The sequence below is a fragment of the Rhizobium sp. P38BS-XIX genome, from assembly GCF_012641435.1.
Classification (GTDB): Bacteria; Pseudomonadota; Alphaproteobacteria; order Rhizobiales; family Rhizobiaceae; genus Rhizobium.
Genome location: NZ_JABAIJ010000005.1, coordinates 93,163 through 110,533 on the forward strand (window position 1 = coordinate 93,163; position 17,371 = coordinate 110,533).

Here is a 17,371-nt window from a genome sequence, read left to right on the forward strand (position 1 = left end):
GCTCCCGTTTGGCGGGAACCTGAGGGCACATCGCGTCGTTTTGCGTCCAGTGAAGAAATATGTCCCTTGAAACTACCATAATCCTTCAGCAGACTGGAACGGTAGCGTAACGATTTCGGGGTTGCCCTTGCCGCTTGAATTCTCCGCCTCGCAGGCTTTGGGCCTCTGGCATGGCGTGACGCTCGCTCAGGTGCGCCGCGAGGATCACGATTTGACGTTGCGGCAGACGGCAATCCTGCTGCAGATCTATCTCGTGCCGCCGCCGCATACGGTGCGCGGTCTTGCGGCAACGCTCGGCGTCACAAAGCCGGTCATCACCCGGGCGCTCGATACCATGGGAGTTATGGGATTGGTCGACCGCGTGCGCGACGATCGTGATCGGCGCAATGTCATCATTAAGCGTACGGTTACCGGCGCGCTTTATCTGGAGAAGCTCGGCGATCTCGTCATCGAGCATGGCCGCAAAACATGAACTCGGGAATTTCATAATGACGTTGGACCGCCGCCTCAATGCCTTCAGACCCGATCTTGCCGAGGCCTCTCTCAAGGGCAAGGTCGAGGCCGAGCGCTTCGTCGAGGGCAGCGGCGCACGCGTCGTCGTCCCGGTTATCGCGCTGCGGCCGAAGCCGGAATTCGCGTCCGGCATCGATACCGAGCTGCTGCTGGGCGAAGAGGTGACGGTATTCGAGCGCCGCAATGGCTGGTGCTGGGTGAAAGCGAATGCTGACGGCTATGTCGGCTATCTTCCCGAAACGGCGATCAAGGAAGGCGGGGCCGCGCCGACCCATGTCGTCATTCCGCAACGCACGTTCCTCTATCCCGAGCCGGAACTGCGCAAGCCGCATGCGGCGATCCTCTCCATGGGCAGCCTCATCCATGTTGCCGGCACGGCGGAGGCGCGCGGCAATCACTATGTTGTCCTGGAAGACGGCACGGCCATCTTTGCCAAGCATGTGAAGCCGATCGGCGACAACAGCGGCGGCGACTTCGTCGAGGTTGCCTTACGTTTCCTCGAGACACCCTATCTCTGGGGCGGTCGTTCGGGTCTCGGCATCGATTGCTCCGGCCTCGTGCAGCTTGCGCTCGCAATGACCGGCCGCGCGGCACCGCGCGATACCGACATGCAGGCGGCAGGCCTCGGTCAGTCCATCGAGCGCGAGGAATTGAAGCGCGGCGATTTCGTCTTCTGGAAGGGGCATGTCGCCATCATGGAAGATCCAGAAACCATCATTCACGCCAATGGCCACACCATGACTGTGGCTCGCGAAAACTTCGCGGACGCCATCGAGCGTATCGGTTGGCTCTATGAACGGCCAACCGGATACCGCCGTTTCGTCGATTGATTGCCTCTCGGAACCGTCTTTTCACTCGCTCGTTATCCCCGTGATCGGGATATCCTATCGGCAGGAGGAGAGGCATGCCCATCACGGCGATGGAACAGATGGTGCGGGATATTTTATTCGATGATCACATGCGCAGGGGAGGCAAGATCGGTAGGCTGCGTGAGCTTTACAATGAAGCCCGAGGCCTTCAACGCCTCGACAGCGAAAGTGCGATGGACCTGGATGACGGCGTTGAGGACGATCTAAGGGTGATAGAGGAAGCCCTGCATGATCTTGACGTCGATGTCTGCAAAAGGGGCGCCGCTATCTTGTAGGCCGGCGCCTTGGTCAATTCGCTTCATTCGGCATGTCACCGCGTACGCGGTCGCGCAATCCAGATTCCGGCGATAATGACGATGCCGCCAAGGGCCTGTATCACGGTGACGACTTCGCCGAACAGGAACCAGGCGAAAAGCGCGGCTGCGATCGATTCCAGGAAAATGACCAGCGAAGAAAAGACGGTCGGCAGCCGGCCGAGCGCGATGGACAGCATGCCCTGACCGCCGGCATGGCTGATGAGGCCGAGCGCCAGAAGCACGCACCATCCCGAGATCGACTGCGGCAATATCCGCGGCTCGAAGAAGAAGGCGACAAGAAACAGGATCGCCGAGGTAATCAGGCTAAGCTCGAAAGTGACACGCGCCGCATTGGTTTTCGGGCGTGCTGCACCCACCGCAAGGAAATAGAGACCGAAGAAAGCGCCGGTGATGATGGCAAGCGCATCGCCGACGGCGCGGTTGGATTGAAAGCGAGGCTTTGCGCCACCAGCGCCGCGCCGCCGGCGAGGCAGACAAGAAGCCCGATCAGCGTGGTGCGATCAACCCGTTGCCGCAGCAGGAGCCAGCCAAAAATCACGACCCAGAGCGGCGCCATGGTCGCAAAGAACGTGGCATTGGCGATGGTCGTGCCCATGATGGCAAGGTGCCAGAAGAAAAGGTCGCCGGTGAACGCAATGCCGGCAAGAATGGTCGGCAAGGTGAAGCTCGCGCGGGGTGACGAAACGTCTCCGGCCTCCGCATATCGCATCCATATCCAGAGGATCGGCAGCGCCAGGAAGACGCGCCAGAAAGCGCTGGCGAAAGGCCCGACATCCGCCAGACGCACGAGGCTCGGCGAGATACTCATCGCCAACGCGGCCAGCAGCATCGCCACTACGCCGAGAAGAAAGCTCCTCGCATCGGCACCTTCATCGACGCTCGGAGCGTGCGTATCGTATTCGGTGTCCGGCTGTGACATTCTCGTGCCTCTGCAAATCAGTTGATATGGCGCAAACGTAATACGGCCAAAAAGAGTATTGCGCTCCATTTTCGCCGTTTCCATGCAATTTTGTTTCCTCTTTGCGGTAAGGATGGTCTGAAATGCGCAAAACTGCTGATCTCGATGAGTTCGATATCGCGATTCTCGAGATCCTGCAGAAGGACAGCGATGTTCCGCAGCGCCAGATCGGAGAGCTGGTCCATCTGTCAGCGGCTGCCGTGCAGCGGCGTATCAAACGCATGCAGGCGGACGGCGTCATCCAGGCGACCATAGCCATCATCGATCCCGCTTCCGTTGCCTTGCCGATCACCATCGTCGTCGAAGTCCAGATCGCCGACGAGCGTTATGATCTCCTCAATGCGATCAAGCGCAGCTTCCTGCAGGCACCGGAAGTGCAGCAATGCTATCAGGTGACCGGCGAAGCGGATTTCGTTCTGATTGTCGTCGTCGCGGATATGCCGGCCTATCAGGAACTCAGCCGGCGTCTCTTTCACGACAATCCAAACGTCACGAAATTCAAGTCGCTCGTCACTATGGACCGGGTGAAGACCGGTCTTTCCCTGCCGTTGCGGCGGGATTAGCTGCCGGCTGGCTAGAGCTAGACCGGTCGCTTCGGCCAGTTTGTGACGCCGCCGCTCCAGTCCTCATAGGCTTTGGACAGCTTCAGCACGAGCAGATCGCCAAAACGCGGGCCAACGATCTGCATGCCGATCGGCATGCCCGAGCGGGAAAAGCCGCAATTGATCGATGCAGCCGGCTGCTCCGACATGTTCCACGGAACGGTGAAGCAGATGTGCTCGAAAGGCCGGGCGGGATCGTTGGTGGGAGACGCCCATTCGGCGGGGTATGAGACGATCGGATTGGTCGGCGAGAGAACGGCGTCCACTTCCGCGAACAGTCTGCCACAGCTCTTGCGCATCTCGATCGTCTGGTTGAATCCGCGCACGGCATCGACGCCGCTGATCTCGGCGCCGCTCTTGGCCCAGCTATGGATGTAGGGCAGGATCGCGTTGCGGCGCTCCTCGCTCAATCCCATGATGTCGCCCCAGAAGCGCGCGCGCCAGAAGACGTCGAGGCCGTCGAGCATCTGTCGGGTCAACACCGGTGCGACGTCGATGATGATGGCTCCCGCTTCCTCGAAACGTTTGGCCGCGGCAACGACCGCATCGCGTACCTCGTCGTCGACAGGCAGACCGCAGCCGGCATCGAGCATCAGGCCGATCTTCATGCCTCGCACATCGACATCGAGGTCCATCCAGTCGATTTCGTTCGGCGGCAGGCTGGTGCCGTCGCGCCAGTCGGGACGCGAGAGCGTCGCCATCGAGAAGGCGGCATCCTCGACCGTGCGGGTCATGGGCCCGGCGCAGCGCCCGACATAATAGGGATCGACCGGGATGCGGCCATGGCTTGGCTTGAAGCCGAAAATGCCGGTCCATCCCGCCGGCAGCCGCACGGAGCCGCCGATATCGGTGCCGATATGCAGCGGTCCATAGCCGGCCGCAGCCGCAGCCGACGCCCCGGCGCTGGAGCCGCCCGGATTTTGGCTCGGGTCCCAGGGATTGCGGCTGAGCTTGTGAAAGCTCGAAAGGCCTGATGACAGCATGCCGTAGTCGGGGCAGGTGGTTTTCGCAAAAATCACCGCGCCGTCTTCGCGCAGGCGGGCGGCGATCGGCGCGTCTTCTGCTGCGGGGATGAGCTCGACGGCCGCCGTGCCAAGCGGTACTGGCTGGCCCTTGGTGGCGATCAGCTCCTTCAGCGTCACCGGGATACCGTCTAGGACACCAAGCGGCACGCCGTTTGCCCAACGTTCCGTGGAGGCGGCCGCTTGCCTGCGGGCATCCTCGGGATCATAGGCATAAAGAGCCGATATTGTCGGCTCCCATGCCTCGATATGCTTTTCAAGCGCCAGCCAGTATTCGCTGGGGGACAGGCTTTTGTCGGCAAATCTGCGCCTGAGGTCCAGGATGGAAAGATCGGTCGGTTCGCTCATGATCCATTCTCTTTAGGTATCAGCGCGTCGCCTCGCGGGGGTCGAGGAGATCGCGCAGCCCGTCGCCGAGCAGGTTGAAGCCGAGCACGGAAAGCGCGATGGCAAGGCCCGGTAGGAGGGCGAGCCACGGCGCGACGTGGAAATAGGTCTGTGCATCGGCGAGCATTCGCCCCCAGGTCGGGGCCGGCGGCGGTACGCTCAAGCCCAGGAAGGCAAGCCCGGCCTCGGTCAGGATCGCGAGGCCGAGCTGGATCGTTGACTGGACAATGATGCTGCCCATGATGTTCGGCAGGACGTGACGCAGCGTGATGGCAAGTTGCGTGTTGCCGATGGCGCGCGCCGCCAGCACATAGTCCCGGCTCCAGGCTTGCAGGGCCGAGCCGAGTGCCACGCGGGCAAAGACCGGCACCATGAAGACCGCGATGGCGATAATGGCCGTCATGCGCCCGGTTCCGAGAAATGCGCCGAGGATCATCGCGGAGAGGATCGGCGGCAGCGCGAAGATCACGTCGCAGGCCCGCATGACCAGCGCTTCGAAGAGGCCGCGCTGAGCGGCGGCGGAGACACCGATGATCGTTCCGATCGTCCCGCCGATCGCGACTGATGAGACGGAGATGGACAGCGAATTCCAGCAGCCGGCCATCAGCATCGACAACACGTCGTGACCGAGCTGGTCGGTGCCGAGCAGCCCGAAGCCGAAAGGCGGCTGCAGCTTGTGAGTGATCTGCATCTTTGCCGGCGGCACCGGCGTCCAGAACAGTGAGACGACGGCGACACTGACGAGCGCGAGAATGATCAGCGCGCCGACCATGAGGTTTAAGCGTCGCAATGCGCGAAGACGCGAGCGGTGCGGGCGTGGTGTAGCTCTTCTCTCGACGACGCTCATTTTGCGCCTCCCGCCCGCAATCGCGGATCGACGGCGAGATAGGAGAGATCAACCAGGAAATTCACGACGATCACAAGGCCGGCAAAGAAGAGAACGACATCCTGCAGCACGATGACATCGCGCTGGCTGAGCGCCTGATAGGCGAGGCGGCCGAGGCCGGGCAGGGTGAAGACATTCTCGATCAGCACCGCGCCGGCAACGAGGAAGGTGAATTGCAGCCCGAGAATGGTCAGCACCGGCACCAGCGCGTTCGGCACCACATGCCGCCAGAGCACGCGCCTGCGCGACAGGCCTTTGGCGATCGCCGTGCGGGCAAAATCCTCATGCAGCGTGTCGAGCACCGCCGTACGGGTGACCCGGGTCAGGACGGCGGCTTGCGGCAGCGCCAGCGCGACGGCGGGCAGCACAAGCGATTTCAATGACGACCACAGGCCATTGCTCCAACCGGGAAAGCCGCCGGCCGGCATCCAACCAAGCGAGGTGGCGAATAGAAGCACCAGCAGGAGGCCAACCCAGAAGCCGGGCACGGCAATGCCCATCTGCGAAAAGAGTGCGGCAACGATATCGAAGAAGCCGCCACGTCTTGCCGCTGCCGCCACACCCAGTGGTAAGGCGATGAGAATGGATAGCAGAATGGCAAGGGCGGCAAGCGGCAGGGTGACGGCAAGCCGCTCCGCAATCAGGCCGGCGACAGGAACTCCGTAAGTATAGGATTTGCCGAGATCGCCCGTCAGCGCGCCGGCAAGCCATTGCCCGTAGCGGACGATCAGCGGCTGATCGAGACCCATATCATGCCGCAGTGCGGCCAGCGTCTCCGGCGTCGCCGATGTCCCGAGCGTGATCGCGGCGGGGTCGCCCGGCAGCAGCGCCATGACGGCAAAGACCAGCAGCGAGACAGCGATCAGCGTCAAGATCAGTCCGAAAATACGGCGAGTGAGCAATACGATCATAGCATGTCCGTGGCCGAGCCAGCCGGCATCGTCGCGTAGAAACGATATCAATCTTCCCAGGAGACGTTGGTCAGCACGTTGGAGGGGATCGGCTCATTCTCCCAGAGACCCTTGAGCTTCTTGTCCCAGACACCGAGCTTCGGCATGACGAAAAGAAAGAGCGCCGGCACATCCTCGGCAAGAATGCTCTGCGCCTCGCCATAAAGCTTGTTCTGCTCGGATACATCGGCCGTGAGCTGGATCTTCTTTATCAGCTCGTTGAAGGCAGGGTTCTTGTAATTGAAGTAGTAGGGATCGCGCGAATAGATATCGATATCCATCGGCTCGGCATGAGCGACGATGGTCATGTCATAGTTGCGGCCGGTGAACACGTCCTGCACCCACTTGGCCGGGAATTCCGTCGGCTCGATATTCATTGTCACGCCGATATCGGCAAACATCGCCTGCATCACCTGCGCGCTGCGTGGCGCGTAGGCCATCTGCGGCGTCTTGATGGTGAAGGTGAAACCATTTGGATAGCCGGCTTCGGCAAGCAGCGCCTTCGCCTTGGCGGCATCATAAGGCAGCGTGCCGGTCAGGTCCTTGTAGCCGGGGTCGTTCGGCGTGTAGTGGCTGCCGATGGCGGTTCCGAGGCCGGACCATGCGCCCTCGATGATCGTCTTGCGGTCAAGCGCCATCATCAGGGCTTGACGCACGCGCTTGTCGTCGAAGGGCTTGCGCGTGTTGTTCATGCCAGCGACGACCTTCAGCTCGGTATTGCCGATCTTAGTCATTAGCCGGGCATCGCCCTCGAAAGAGCTCATGAGTTCGGGCGCGGCAAATTCCGGAAAAGCATCGACATCGCCGGCCTTGAGCGCTGCGGCTTCCGCCTGAGGATCGGAAATGAAGCGGAAGGTCACCTTCTCGAGTTTCACGTCGACCGGCTTGTTCCAGTAATCCGGGTTCTTGACGAGATCGACATGGTCACCCTTGGCCCAGGCGGAGAATTTGAAAGGGCCGGTGCCGACGGGCGTCGTCTTGTCGTTGGCGGAAGATTTCGGCCCGACCATGACCGAGGAAGGCCAGCCGAGCCAATAGAGCAGGCTGCCGGTCGGCGAGGAAAGATGCAGGACAAGCGTTTCGGCATCCGGCGTGTCGATCGAGGCGATGGTTGCGAAGAAGCGCTTCTGCGGATTGACGGAGTCTGCACCGCGAGCGCGCTCAAGCGTGAATTTGGCAGCAGCCGAATCGAAGGCCTCGCCGTCATGGAATTTCACGCCGCTCTGCAGCTTGAACGTATAGGTCAGGCCGTCGGCAGAAATGTCCCAGCTCTTGGCGAGCTGCGGCACGATCTTGCCGCTCTCGTCGATGGCAACCAGCCCTTCGAAGATATTCTGCCAGGTCACCTGGCCGATCGCGACCGGCGCGGCGATCGTCGGATCGAGGCCCGTTGGTTCCACACTCATGCCGAGATTGAGCGTCGTCTTCGCGGCTTCGGCCGGGGTTAGTCCCATGGCCAGAAGGCCGGCGGAAAGTGCCGTGCCAAAGGCAAGCGCGCGCGCAATACCGGCAAGTCTTGGTCGTGAAAATTCGGTCATCGCGGTCCCCTTGCTTGATCCGCATTGCCAGCTTCCCTCCGGCACGCGGTCTTTTTCACGATAGTGTCATCTCGCAGTCGCACACACAATTCTGAAAATTTGTGCTTGTGCGCTCAGCCTTGTTTCTGCCCGCCGAAACGATCTCGCCATGCGGGTTGAGTGCCGTCGATCGGAAGCGCCGTCGCCTCGTAGATGCCGCGGGCGATGGCGCGCGCCATGACGATGGTCGCCAGGTGGCAGAGCTCCATGAAGCTTGGAATATCATCGCGAGCGTGCTTGCCGGTGGATGCGGCAAAGACGGTATCGCCATCGAGCGGCAGATGTGTCGGCAGCAGTGCACGGGCAAAACCATCGTGAGCGCAGATCGAAAGACGATGGGCTTCCGCCTTGGTCAGTTCGGCATCGGTGACGACGGCGCCAATGGTCGTCGCGGTGATGTTGGTGCCCTTCAGGCGCAAGCGCGAATCGATCGTCTGCGGCATGCCGAGACCACCGAACTCGCCATTCTCCTCAAACGGAGCTGCCCAGAAATGCGGGCCGTCGCCAATGGTTGCGGAGCCGAGTGCATTGACGGCGACGAGAGCGGCAACCCTGTATCCCTTGCTGCTGACGGCGCTGGCCGAGCCGAGGCCGCCTTTCACCGTCGCGGTCGTGGCGCCCGCTCCCGTGCCGACCGTGCCCAGCGCGAACGAGCCCTTGCTCGCAGCCTTGAAGGCGGCGTAGCCGAGATCGCGATAGGGCGAGTGCAGCCCCCAATCCTTATTGCCGCCATTGATGAGATCGAACAGGATCGCCTGCGGTACGATCGGGACAAGCGCGTCGCCGACCTTGAGGCCTCGGCCGATCTCCCGCAAACCTGCCTGCACGCCGCCCGCAGCATCAAGCCCGAAGGCCGAGCCGCCCGAAAGCACGATACCATCCACCGTGCCAACCGTCATTGCGGGGTCGAGCAAGGCCGTATCCCGCCCACCCGGCGCGCCGCCGAGAACCGTGCAGGAGGCGACCGCCGGTTCATCGAAGATGATGGCGGTGACGCCGGAGCCCAGAGCAAGATCCGTGGAGTGACCGACGGCGACGCCTTCGACATCGGTCAGAAGATTGAGATGATCAGCCAATGAAAAGTCCTTCGCCGTTTGCAACGCGAGGTCGTCATGGCGATAGGAGCGTAAAGAAATTCAAAAGACAAGATGAGTTTGTCTGGAAGCAGACCATCAGTCCGACGCTATCATCCGTGGTTCGGGGCATTTGCATGCCTCACCTGATCGTGCGCATAGAAAAAGCCCCCACCCTGATTTTATCGAAGGGTGAGGGCTGGTGATGGGACTGGGTAAAAACGCAGGCTATCTGACCCATCAAACATGGATCGGTTTGGCCTGTTGGCGGGAGAGAAGGTCGCGGATAGCGAGCTTCACTTCGTCCGCATTTCTGAAATGCTGTTCGTCCAGATCATGGACATGATATTTGACAGCGATGAACTTGAGCCGATCCTGATCCGGAACGACGATGCCGACGGGAACGCCAGCGTACTCGATGACTTGCTTCTTCATAAATAAACTCCCTCCGCACCGCTATTGGCGCAGACATGGCGAATTGACTGTTTGAAACCTAGAAGGGGACGAACGTCACATTCGACAGCGCGGGCTGGAGAGCACGCCCGAGCGGTCATGGCCAAGCACAAACCGCCCAAGGATCGAAGCGATCGTTTTAATATTCTGCATGTCACGCCGTCCCTAGTTGGTGTTGCCTGTTGGGCTCCCCAAAAGGAGCCGGTGGATCGATCTGTCGTTGTCTATTATATTAGTAGACAATAACAATTTTATCTCCGGAAACATATTCCTAAAGATGTCAAAATGTCGACGATCAGTAAAATAAAATTCCGTCCCTGGCCGATTGATGGAAAGCATGTCTTACGCTTTCCTGATATCGCCTTTGGCGGAACGGCTTGCCGATCACCGACACAGAAATAGGAATGAGCAGCAGATTCGACAATGGCCCAACCGCACTAAAATTCGCTCGCCGCCAAATCACCTCAATGGTTAACGGCGCAGCGAAAGTATCAAAATCCGTCCCGAAGCACCTTTTCCAGGGCTTCCACGAAGAAATCGGCGCTTTCGGGTGCAAGGCAAAGCGGCGGCTTGATCTTCAACACATTCAGGTGATCGCCGGTCGGCTGCATGATGACGCCGAGATCGAGCAGCCGGTCGCAGATCGCGGCCGTCTCGTCGGTGGCCGGCGTCAGCGTTTCACGGTCACGAACGAACTCCACGCCGAGGTAGAGACCGGAGCCGTGCACCGCGCCGATCAGCGGGTAGCGCTCCATCAGTGCGATCAATCCAGCCTTCAGCCGGTCGCCGACGACGCGGGCATTCTCCTGCAGATTTTCATCCGCGATGACGTCGAGAACAGTCAAGCCGACAACGCAGCTGACCGGGCTGCCGCCGGATGAGGAAAAGAAATAACCCTCCTTTTCCAATGACTCGGCAATCTCGCGGCGGGTGATGACCGCGCCGAGCGGATGGCCGTTGCCCATGCCCTTGGCGATGGTGATGATATCGGGTGTGACGCCTTGCGTCTCGAAGCCCCAGAAATGCTCTCCAAGACGGCCATAGCCGACCTGCACCTCATCGGCGATACAGAGGCCGCCGCGCTCGCGAACAGCGTCGTAGACTGCGGCAAGGTAGCCCTCAGGCAATGCGATGCCGCCGGCATTGCCATACACCGGCTCGGCGATGAAGCCTGCGATACCTTCGCCCTTCTCGTCGATCGCCTGCAATTTGGCCGTCACGTCGTTCAGATAGTCCGGTCCCGAGTCGGGGCCGCGAAAGGGACCGCGATAGGTGTTGGGCGAAAGGACCGGATGCACCCAGTCCGGCCGCGTCGTCAGCGCCTGCGGATTGTCGGCGATCGAGGTGGAGACCGCATCGCTCGCGACGGTCCAGCCGTGATAGGCTTCCAGCAGGCAGAGAATGTTCTTCTTTGCCGTATGCGCCCAGGCAAGGCGAATGGCGAGATCATTGGCCTCCGAGCCGCTGTTGACGAGGAAAACGCTGTCGAGACCGTCCGGCGCCAGCTTCGCCAGCCGCTCGGAGAATTCGGCAACGGCGGAATAATGAAAGCGGGAGTTGGTATTGAGCCGCGACCATTGCTGCGCAACCGCCGCCGTCAGCCTCGGATGGGCATGGCCGAGCGTCGTGACGTTGTTGACCATGTCGAGATAGCAGCGCCCCTGTATGTCGAACAGGAATTCGCGCCAGCCGCGCTCGATCTGTGGCGGCAGTTCGTAATAGTGCTTTTGCGGCTTGGCGAAGCGTGCATTGCGCAAGGAAAGCAGGACGCCGGCATCCGGCCGCGGCGCCTCGCAGGAGGGGTTAAGCAGGGCTGCGGGCGAGGGGCATATAGCTGCCCAGCCTTCGGCCTGATCCGCCGTGGCAAAGAGTGGCGGCTCCAGCGTCGGCACGCGGCAAAGCTGCACGCGCAATCCGCCGATTGCCGATCCCTCGCTACCGATCGTCCCGAGCGTTGCGCCGGCTTCGATGGGTGCGCCATCGTCGAGAGTGGTCTCGATACCGTCGAGATGCAGGCTTATGTCCTCGCCGGCAAGAACGAGGTGATGCCCTTGGCGCTGCAGAAGCCCGGCGAAGGGTGCTGCAACGGTCGTGCCGGCAGGCAGGCAAATGTCGCTGTGCAGGGCGAAGTTCTGGGGGGCGGTCATGCTGCGCGGCGCGCCGAGAGAGAGACGGAATTCGCCGTAGCGGGTCGCCGCCGCGCCGGATGCGATGGCTGCTTGCGCCAGCAGTCGCCAGTCCATATCCGGCTTTTGCCAGTTGCCGTCGAGAAAGTCGGGTCCGGTGACGGAAAGGTCGACCGCGACGATCCCTTGTCGATCCAGATCCGGCAGCAGCGCCGTCCAGCCTTCCGTCGCGATCGGCGCGACATCGAAGCCGATGGCGCGGAGGATCGCCGCTTCCATCACATCCGGCTGTGCTTCGGTTGCGACATCGAAGATCTCACGTTCGAAATCGAGATTGCCGCGCACGTAGTCGTTGTCGGGATCGATGGCCAGCTGCTGCTCGGTACTGGCGGCCAGAATGACGGCGCGGGCGACGATCAGCGGCCACAATGCCTTGGCTTCCGCCTCCTCCAGCGGATAGATCGCGTGATAGGCCTTGATGGCAGGAAGAATGTAAAACGGGTTGCCGTCGGCGTGATGCAGCAGCGAAGCGCAGGTGACGGCAAGGTCGCCGACGAGCCAGCCCTGGATGATATCGCCGAAATCGATGACACCGTCCGGCACCTGCTGTCCGTGCGCATCGGGATGGCTGACGACATTGTCGTCGGTGACGTCATGATGCACAGGCTGCACACGCAAGCCGCTCGCCAGGGGCTGGATGCGCTTGACCGCAGCCACCATGGCCTTGGCGATACGGTCCCGTGCCTCGTGATCGGTAATTGCCGACAGGAGCTGCACGGCAACCGGGCCTGCCCGACGCAAATCCCATTGCAGGCTCCGGTGCAGGCCGGGATGATCGAAATCGGCAAGGTCGCGCGCGAGCTTCGCCGAAAGCGCGCCAAGCCCGGCAGCGACGGCTTGCGGCAGATGCTTGCGCCGCGTCAGCGTCTGACCGGGGAGAAAGCCGAGAAGCCGCACAAGGTAGTCCTGCTCCCGGATGGTCAAGGCGAGAATGTCCCGCCCGTTCAAGGACGGAATGATATCGGGCACGCGCGGGGCATCCGGCTTGGCCCGCAGATGGCGGATCGCGGCGTTCTGCGCTTCCAACTCGACAAGCTCATATTCGGCGCGGCATATTTTCAGCACATAGGCATTATCGCCGGCATCGATGCGATAGTTGCGATCCTGCTGGCTGCCGAGTTCACTCAAGGTGCCGCTCAGCCCGTAATGGGTCTGCAGAATTTCGGCCGCTTCTTCCGGGGTGGTATCCGGTCTTGGCAGTTGCATGCGATTTGCGAGCGCGTCGTCGGCCATGGCATCCCCCGGATGGTTCATCTGCGTCGACACTAAACCATTCCATACTAAAGAAAATCACCCAAAACAGATAGGTGGTCGAGCATTTAGGAGGAAGATAGGCCGCAGATCGCGCCCGGCTAGACGCACCGCTTTATTCGACCTCGATGGAATAGCTGCAACCGGCCAGCGTCTTGCCTGGATGGCTGTTATCCGTGGAGACGTTGAGGGAGATGCGCGTGTCGAGCACCGTATCGGAATTTTCCATCTGCTCCTTCTTCGCGAAGATCTCCTTCGCCCCCAGGAACTTGTCGGGCTGATCGACTGTTGCCGCGACGCCGAGCGTCTTTGCAAGCGGGTGCGGATCAGGCTCGTCGAGCACGGCCAGAGGCCCACTGGAGGCAAAGGCGATCCTGGTCGTCTGCCGGCCGAAGACGTTCACCGGAGCTGCGAGCTGGAATTCTCTGAGGAGCGGGTTTCTCGATGGCAGCTCGGTTATACCGAACTGTTTCATGGCCGTGGCGCTTTCAGGCCCGGTCAGCCACATGCCGAACGTATTGTAGCTCGGCACGTCGTAGGTCGTGCATTCGATCAGCTTGGCCAGATCGATTTTCGAAGGATCCTGTTCTTCCGTGGCAGCGTGCGCGACTGCCGTGCTCAGAAGAAACGCCGCGAGCAGCAGCGTTCCACCGCGATGAAATGGCATGTCTTTTCCTTGTGCCGGATGATTCGATATCGGGACTATCAAATCGTGCTTCGCGACAAAAAGAAAAGGGTGTTGGCGCGCTTGCGCCTCACCCCATCCGCTCTGATGCGTAGGATCCTGGGCTTGCCGGGAAGACGACGGTACGGTTGCCGTTGATGAAGTTGCGATGATGGATGTGCGCGTGGATGGCGCGGGCCAGCACCTGGCTTTCCACGTCACGGCCGATCGAGACGTAATCCTCGGCCGACTGCGCATGCGTGATGCGCGCCGTGTCCTGCTCGATGATCGGACCTTCGTCGAGATCAGCGGTAACATAATGCGCCGTCGCGCCGATCAGCTTTACCCCGCGCTCATAGGCCTGCTTGTAGGGGTTGGCGCCCTTGAAGGACGGCAGGAAGGAGTGATGGATGTTGATGATGCGGCCGGACATCTTCTGGCACATGGAGTCCGACAGGATCTGCATGTAGCGCGCCAGCACGATCAGCTCCGTGCCGGTCTGCTCGACCACGTCCATGATCCGCGCTTCCGCTTCCGGCTTGTTGGCCTTGGTCACCGGAATATGGTGGAAGGGAATGTCGTGATTGACGACGACCTTCTGGTATTCGAAGTGGTTGGAGACGACACCGACGATGTCGATCGGCAGCGCACCGATCTTCCAGCGGTAAAGCAGGTCGTTCAGGCAATGGCCGAAGCGCGACACCATGAGCAGCACCTTCATGCGCTTCTTGGCATCATGGATCTCCGAGACCATCTCGAACTTGGTGGCGATCGGCTTGAAGCCTTCGACCAGTGCGGCGTCCGCAACACCCTCTTCGGAGATGAAGGAGACCCGCATGAAGAACATGCCGGTATCGAGATCGTCGAATTGACTGGAGTCGACGATGTTGCAGCCCTGTTCGGCGAGATAGTTCGATATCGCCGCAACGATCCCGCGCGTCGATTTGCACGCAACTGTCAGTACATAGCTCTTCATCTTGGTTCTCTCTTATGCCGAGGATGCCCGCCTGCATAAATGAATTCGCAGGTGTGGGAAATACCTTCCGCCCAGTCAGCTTTCGACGTTAATTTAGGCAGGCTGGCGAGAAAAAAGCCGTTCCTATTGCGCCTTCGAACGGCGCATCCCCGCCTCAGCCGCTGGTGGCCAGCGAAAGCTTTCGCGGTTGCCTGGTCTGGGTGCCCTCGTTGAACTTCAGAAAGCCGACCAGGAGCCAGACCAGCCCGGCGGTCTTCATAGAGAAGATCGCCGTCGAGCCGATCATCAGGTTGAGAAACAGGAAGAGGGAAAGGGCGTGGCCGAGGCGCCGCTGGTTGACGGTCTCGCCGCCCGGATAGAGCGAGGCGTAAAGCCAAAAGAGGATGAGCCCGAAGATCGTGGCGCCGTATATGATATAAACATAGCCGCTGTCGAAGAAGATGCCGACCTGATCAAGCTGCAGGCCGATGGTGCTCTTCAGGTCCATGCCAAGGAAGGCCTTGATCGTTCCGTTGATGCGCCCCACGAAATTGTCGCCCGTCACGGTCGGTTTGAGCGCGTGGATCACGAAGCCGACGACGATGATCACCGGCATGGTGAAAAGGTCGAGCATCTTCGGAAACCAGGGGTAGATGAAATAGCCACCGACGCAGATGAGGCTGAAGATCAGCATCGTGCGCGTATCGTTCGTCAAAAGGATCAGCACGACGGTCGAGAAGAACAGCAGCCGGTCGAACAAGCGCAAGCGATTGGAAAAGCTGATCAGATAAAGAACCATCACGCCGCAGAAGTTGGCCAGCGAGACCTGCTCCAGGAAAATCGAGGACGACCGGTGGTCGATCAGACCAAAGGAAAACCGGCCCTCGAAGCCCAGGGCTCCGCGAAACAGACCAAGATCGCTATAAGTAGCGGGCGGCACGCCACGCGTGTTCTGAAAATATTCCGCAGGGTGAAAGAGCGCGACATATTCCTTCACCGACACGATCTCGCAGATGAGCACCGCCAGCACGGCAATGCAGGAAAGCTTGAACGTCAGTTTCAGGGTGCGCTCGTTGCAGAGCCTGCCCATGATGGAAAACGAGAAGATGATCATCACGTTGCGAAGATGATCGATATAGGCCTGCTTGTTGATGGCAATCACGAAGACGGTCAACAGGATCGTCAATATGAGATAGAGAAGCGGCGCGAGGTCCTCTTCGTAAATCCCCTTCTTGAGAATGTAGGCGAAACTCGTCAGCTGAAGCAGCACCTCGCTCATGACGACCGAATTCGGCGTCAGCGGCGTGATGTTGTGATTTATGAACGCGAGAATGCAATTATACAGGACCGCCAGCAGCGAGACGATAAGGATGACGATGTTTATGGGCTGCTTTTCGCCTGGCTTTTGCATGAAACATCCGAGATCTTGGCGTCTTCTTCAACCGTGACTTAGCATATCAGCCGGTTGATTCGCGGCAAAGGCTCGGGGTTTGACCTGCGTTATTTCCCAGGCTTGACCAGTGCGCATGCCGGCGCCGATGCACTCTTCTTGCTCAAGCCCTCGGCCAGAACCTTCATCTGCGGCTTGTCGTGGCCATCACGCGGCTGGACGTTGAGCGGTTCTTCGGGCGACCACCAGTCGCCGGCCGCCCAGTAGGTCCATCCGAGCCAAACGTCGCTGTTCGTATTCATGACGTCGAGCACCTGCTTGAGGCCGCTCAGGCATTGATCGTTTGCGGCGATGCCGAATTCGCCGAGGAAGCCGCGTTTGCCGTTCTTGCGCAACCAGTCCGTCACATCTTTCATGCCCTTTGTTGCGCCGTCGGTGCCGTCGCAGACGGGATGCGTGCCGGAGCTGTCGGCATCCAGATATTGGTGGAATTCGAAGGCGTAGAAATCGAGAGGATCCTTGACACCGAGCATGACGGTGCCGTTCGAACCGCCGCCAAGCGCATCGGCATTCCAGCTATGTGCGCCGGTCCAGTTGGTGCCGGGCACGAGGATGAGATTGCGGGCACCGACCGTGCGGATGCTGCGGATGGCGGTATTGGCGAGATCGAGCCAGTCCGGCGCCTTGATGTCGTGCGGCTCGTTCATCAGGCCGAAGGCGACACCTTTCCGATTGGAGAATTCCACCGCGAGTCTTGCCCAGAAATCGCCGAAGGCAATGTCCGTCGCCGGTGCCTGCTTGAGCTGGGTCTTGTCGTAATAGCCGTAATTATGCGGGTCGAGGACGACAGCCATGCCATTTTTCTGGATGAGATCAACAGCATCTTTCAGCCGCTGCAGCTCGTCTCCATCGAGGGGTTGGCCCAGCACCGGCTGCAGCCGCTCCCAACGGAAGGGGATGCGCACGACATTCATGCCCTTAGCGGCGAAGTAACGCACGGTCTTTTCCGACGGATAGACGTAGTTGGCATTGGGCGCGCCGCCGCGCTCGCCATATTCCGCACCGGAAATATTGATGCCGCGATAGCAGAGTTGTGCAGCGGCGAAGCCGCGATCAGCCGTAGCCGTGCAGGCCAGCAGAACTGTCGCCGCCGTCATGAGCCGCAGAGCCTTCGTCATCGATACGGTCATTGCATTCTCCTGCCTCTCGCACGGATTTGGCTCTTTCATAGGGAGCATGATGTTGAGCAATGATGAAGGCGGCCATTCCGATGCACCGCACCTGCGATTTCCTTGGAGCGTCCTTAATGTTCCGTTAG

Annotated in this window: 17 protein-coding genes; 4 read left to right on the plus strand and 13 right to left on the minus strand. The window is 60.5% G+C overall.

Annotated elements, in window-relative coordinates; translation table 11 throughout:
* Window positions 1-127 precede the first annotated feature (127 nt).
* From HGP17_RS17225 to HGP17_RS17235, 3 genes are all read left to right on the plus strand, one after another.
* Window positions 128-472, plus strand: coding sequence for a MarR family winged helix-turn-helix transcriptional regulator (locus tag HGP17_RS17225; protein WP_168811122.1), 345 nt, complete (start codon window positions 128-130; stop codon window positions 470-472).
* Between the two features lie 13 nt (window positions 473-485).
* The gene (locus tag HGP17_RS17230; RefSeq protein WP_348648968.1) at window positions 486-1,343 is read left to right on the plus strand and encodes an NlpC/P60 family protein; all 858 of its coding nucleotides are present in this window, start codon (window positions 486-488) and stop codon (window positions 1,341-1,343) included.
* A gap of 74 nt (window positions 1,344-1,417) precedes the next feature.
* A complete protein-coding gene (locus HGP17_RS17235; protein WP_168811126.1) occupies window positions 1,418-1,657 on the plus strand; it encodes a hypothetical protein in 240 nt (79 codons plus the stop codon).
* Window positions 1,658-1,692: 35 nt separating this feature from the next.
* Here the strand turns inward: HGP17_RS17235 and HGP17_RS33765 are convergent, their stop codons facing one another.
* Window positions 1,693-2,055, minus strand: a complete 363-nt coding sequence (locus tag HGP17_RS33765; RefSeq protein WP_348648959.1) for a DMT family transporter — start codon at window positions 2,053-2,055, stop codon at window positions 1,693-1,695.
* Window positions 1,998-2,618: a DMT family transporter gene (locus HGP17_RS34040; protein ID WP_348648960.1), complete on the minus strand. Its 621-nt coding sequence runs from the start codon at window positions 2,616-2,618 to the stop codon at window positions 1,998-2,000. Before HGP17_RS34040 ends, HGP17_RS33765 begins: the two co-directional genes overlap by 58 nt.
* A 122-nt stretch (window positions 2,619-2,740) precedes the next feature.
* Here HGP17_RS34040 and HGP17_RS17245 point away from each other — a divergent pair, with 122 nt between their 5' ends.
* Entirely contained in the window at window positions 2,741-3,220 is a 480-nt protein-coding gene (locus HGP17_RS17245; RefSeq protein ID WP_168811128.1) for an Lrp/AsnC family transcriptional regulator, read from the plus strand.
* A 17-nt stretch (window positions 3,221-3,237) separates the two neighbouring features.
* Here HGP17_RS17245 and HGP17_RS17250 read toward each other — a convergent pair whose 3' ends face one another.
* The 11 genes from HGP17_RS17250 to HGP17_RS17300 all read right to left on the minus strand — a co-directional run bounded on the left by HGP17_RS17250 (window position 3,238) and on the right by HGP17_RS17300 (window position 17,243).
* Complete coding sequence (locus HGP17_RS17250) at window positions 3,238-4,629, minus strand: amidase (RefSeq protein WP_168811130.1); 1,392 nt, start codon at window positions 4,627-4,629, stop codon at window positions 3,238-3,240.
* Window positions 4,630-4,648: 19 nt separating this feature from the next.
* Window positions 4,649-5,515, minus strand: a complete 867-nt coding sequence (locus HGP17_RS17255) for an ABC transporter permease (protein WP_168811132.1) — start codon at window positions 5,513-5,515, stop codon at window positions 4,649-4,651.
* The gene (locus HGP17_RS17260) at window positions 5,512-6,465 is read right to left on the minus strand and encodes an ABC transporter permease (protein ID WP_168811134.1); all 954 of its coding nucleotides are present in this window, start codon (window positions 6,463-6,465) and stop codon (window positions 5,512-5,514) included. The genes HGP17_RS17255 and HGP17_RS17260 overlap by 4 nt, the downstream gene beginning before the upstream one ends.
* Before the next feature lie 47 nt (window positions 6,466-6,512).
* Window positions 6,513-8,042 (minus strand): ABC transporter substrate-binding protein, encoded by a 1,530-nt coding sequence (locus HGP17_RS17265; protein WP_168811136.1) that lies wholly within the window; start codon window positions 8,040-8,042, stop codon window positions 6,513-6,515.
* 113 nt (window positions 8,043-8,155) lie between these two features.
* A complete protein-coding gene (locus tag HGP17_RS17270) occupies window positions 8,156-9,157 on the minus strand; it encodes a P1 family peptidase (protein WP_168811138.1) in 1,002 nt (333 codons plus the stop codon).
* Between the two features lie 237 nt (window positions 9,158-9,394).
* Window positions 9,395-9,589: a hypothetical protein gene (locus HGP17_RS17275; RefSeq protein ID WP_015338438.1), complete on the minus strand. Its 195-nt coding sequence runs from the start codon at window positions 9,587-9,589 to the stop codon at window positions 9,395-9,397.
* Window positions 9,590-10,098: 509 nt separating this feature from the next.
* The gene (locus HGP17_RS17280) at window positions 10,099-13,026 is read right to left on the minus strand and encodes an aminotransferase (protein ID WP_168811968.1); all 2,928 of its coding nucleotides are present in this window, start codon (window positions 13,024-13,026) and stop codon (window positions 10,099-10,101) included.
* Window positions 13,027-13,159: 133 nt separating this feature from the next.
* A complete protein-coding gene (locus HGP17_RS17285) occupies window positions 13,160-13,711 on the minus strand; it encodes a hypothetical protein (protein ID WP_168811140.1) in 552 nt (183 codons plus the stop codon).
* An 88-nt stretch (window positions 13,712-13,799) separates the two neighbouring features.
* On the minus strand, window positions 13,800-14,684 hold the full coding sequence (purU, locus tag HGP17_RS17290) for a formyltetrahydrofolate deformylase (RefSeq protein WP_168811142.1): 885 nt from the start codon (window positions 14,682-14,684) through the stop codon (window positions 13,800-13,802).
* 154 nt (window positions 14,685-14,838) lie between these two features.
* A complete protein-coding gene (locus HGP17_RS17295) occupies window positions 14,839-16,074 on the minus strand; it encodes a hypothetical protein (RefSeq protein ID WP_168811144.1) in 1,236 nt (411 codons plus the stop codon).
* Between the two features lie 89 nt (window positions 16,075-16,163).
* Window positions 16,164-17,243 (minus strand): glycoside hydrolase family 5 protein, encoded by a 1,080-nt coding sequence (locus HGP17_RS17300; protein ID WP_168811146.1) that lies wholly within the window; start codon window positions 17,241-17,243, stop codon window positions 16,164-16,166.
* Window positions 17,244-17,371: the final 128 nt, after the last annotated feature.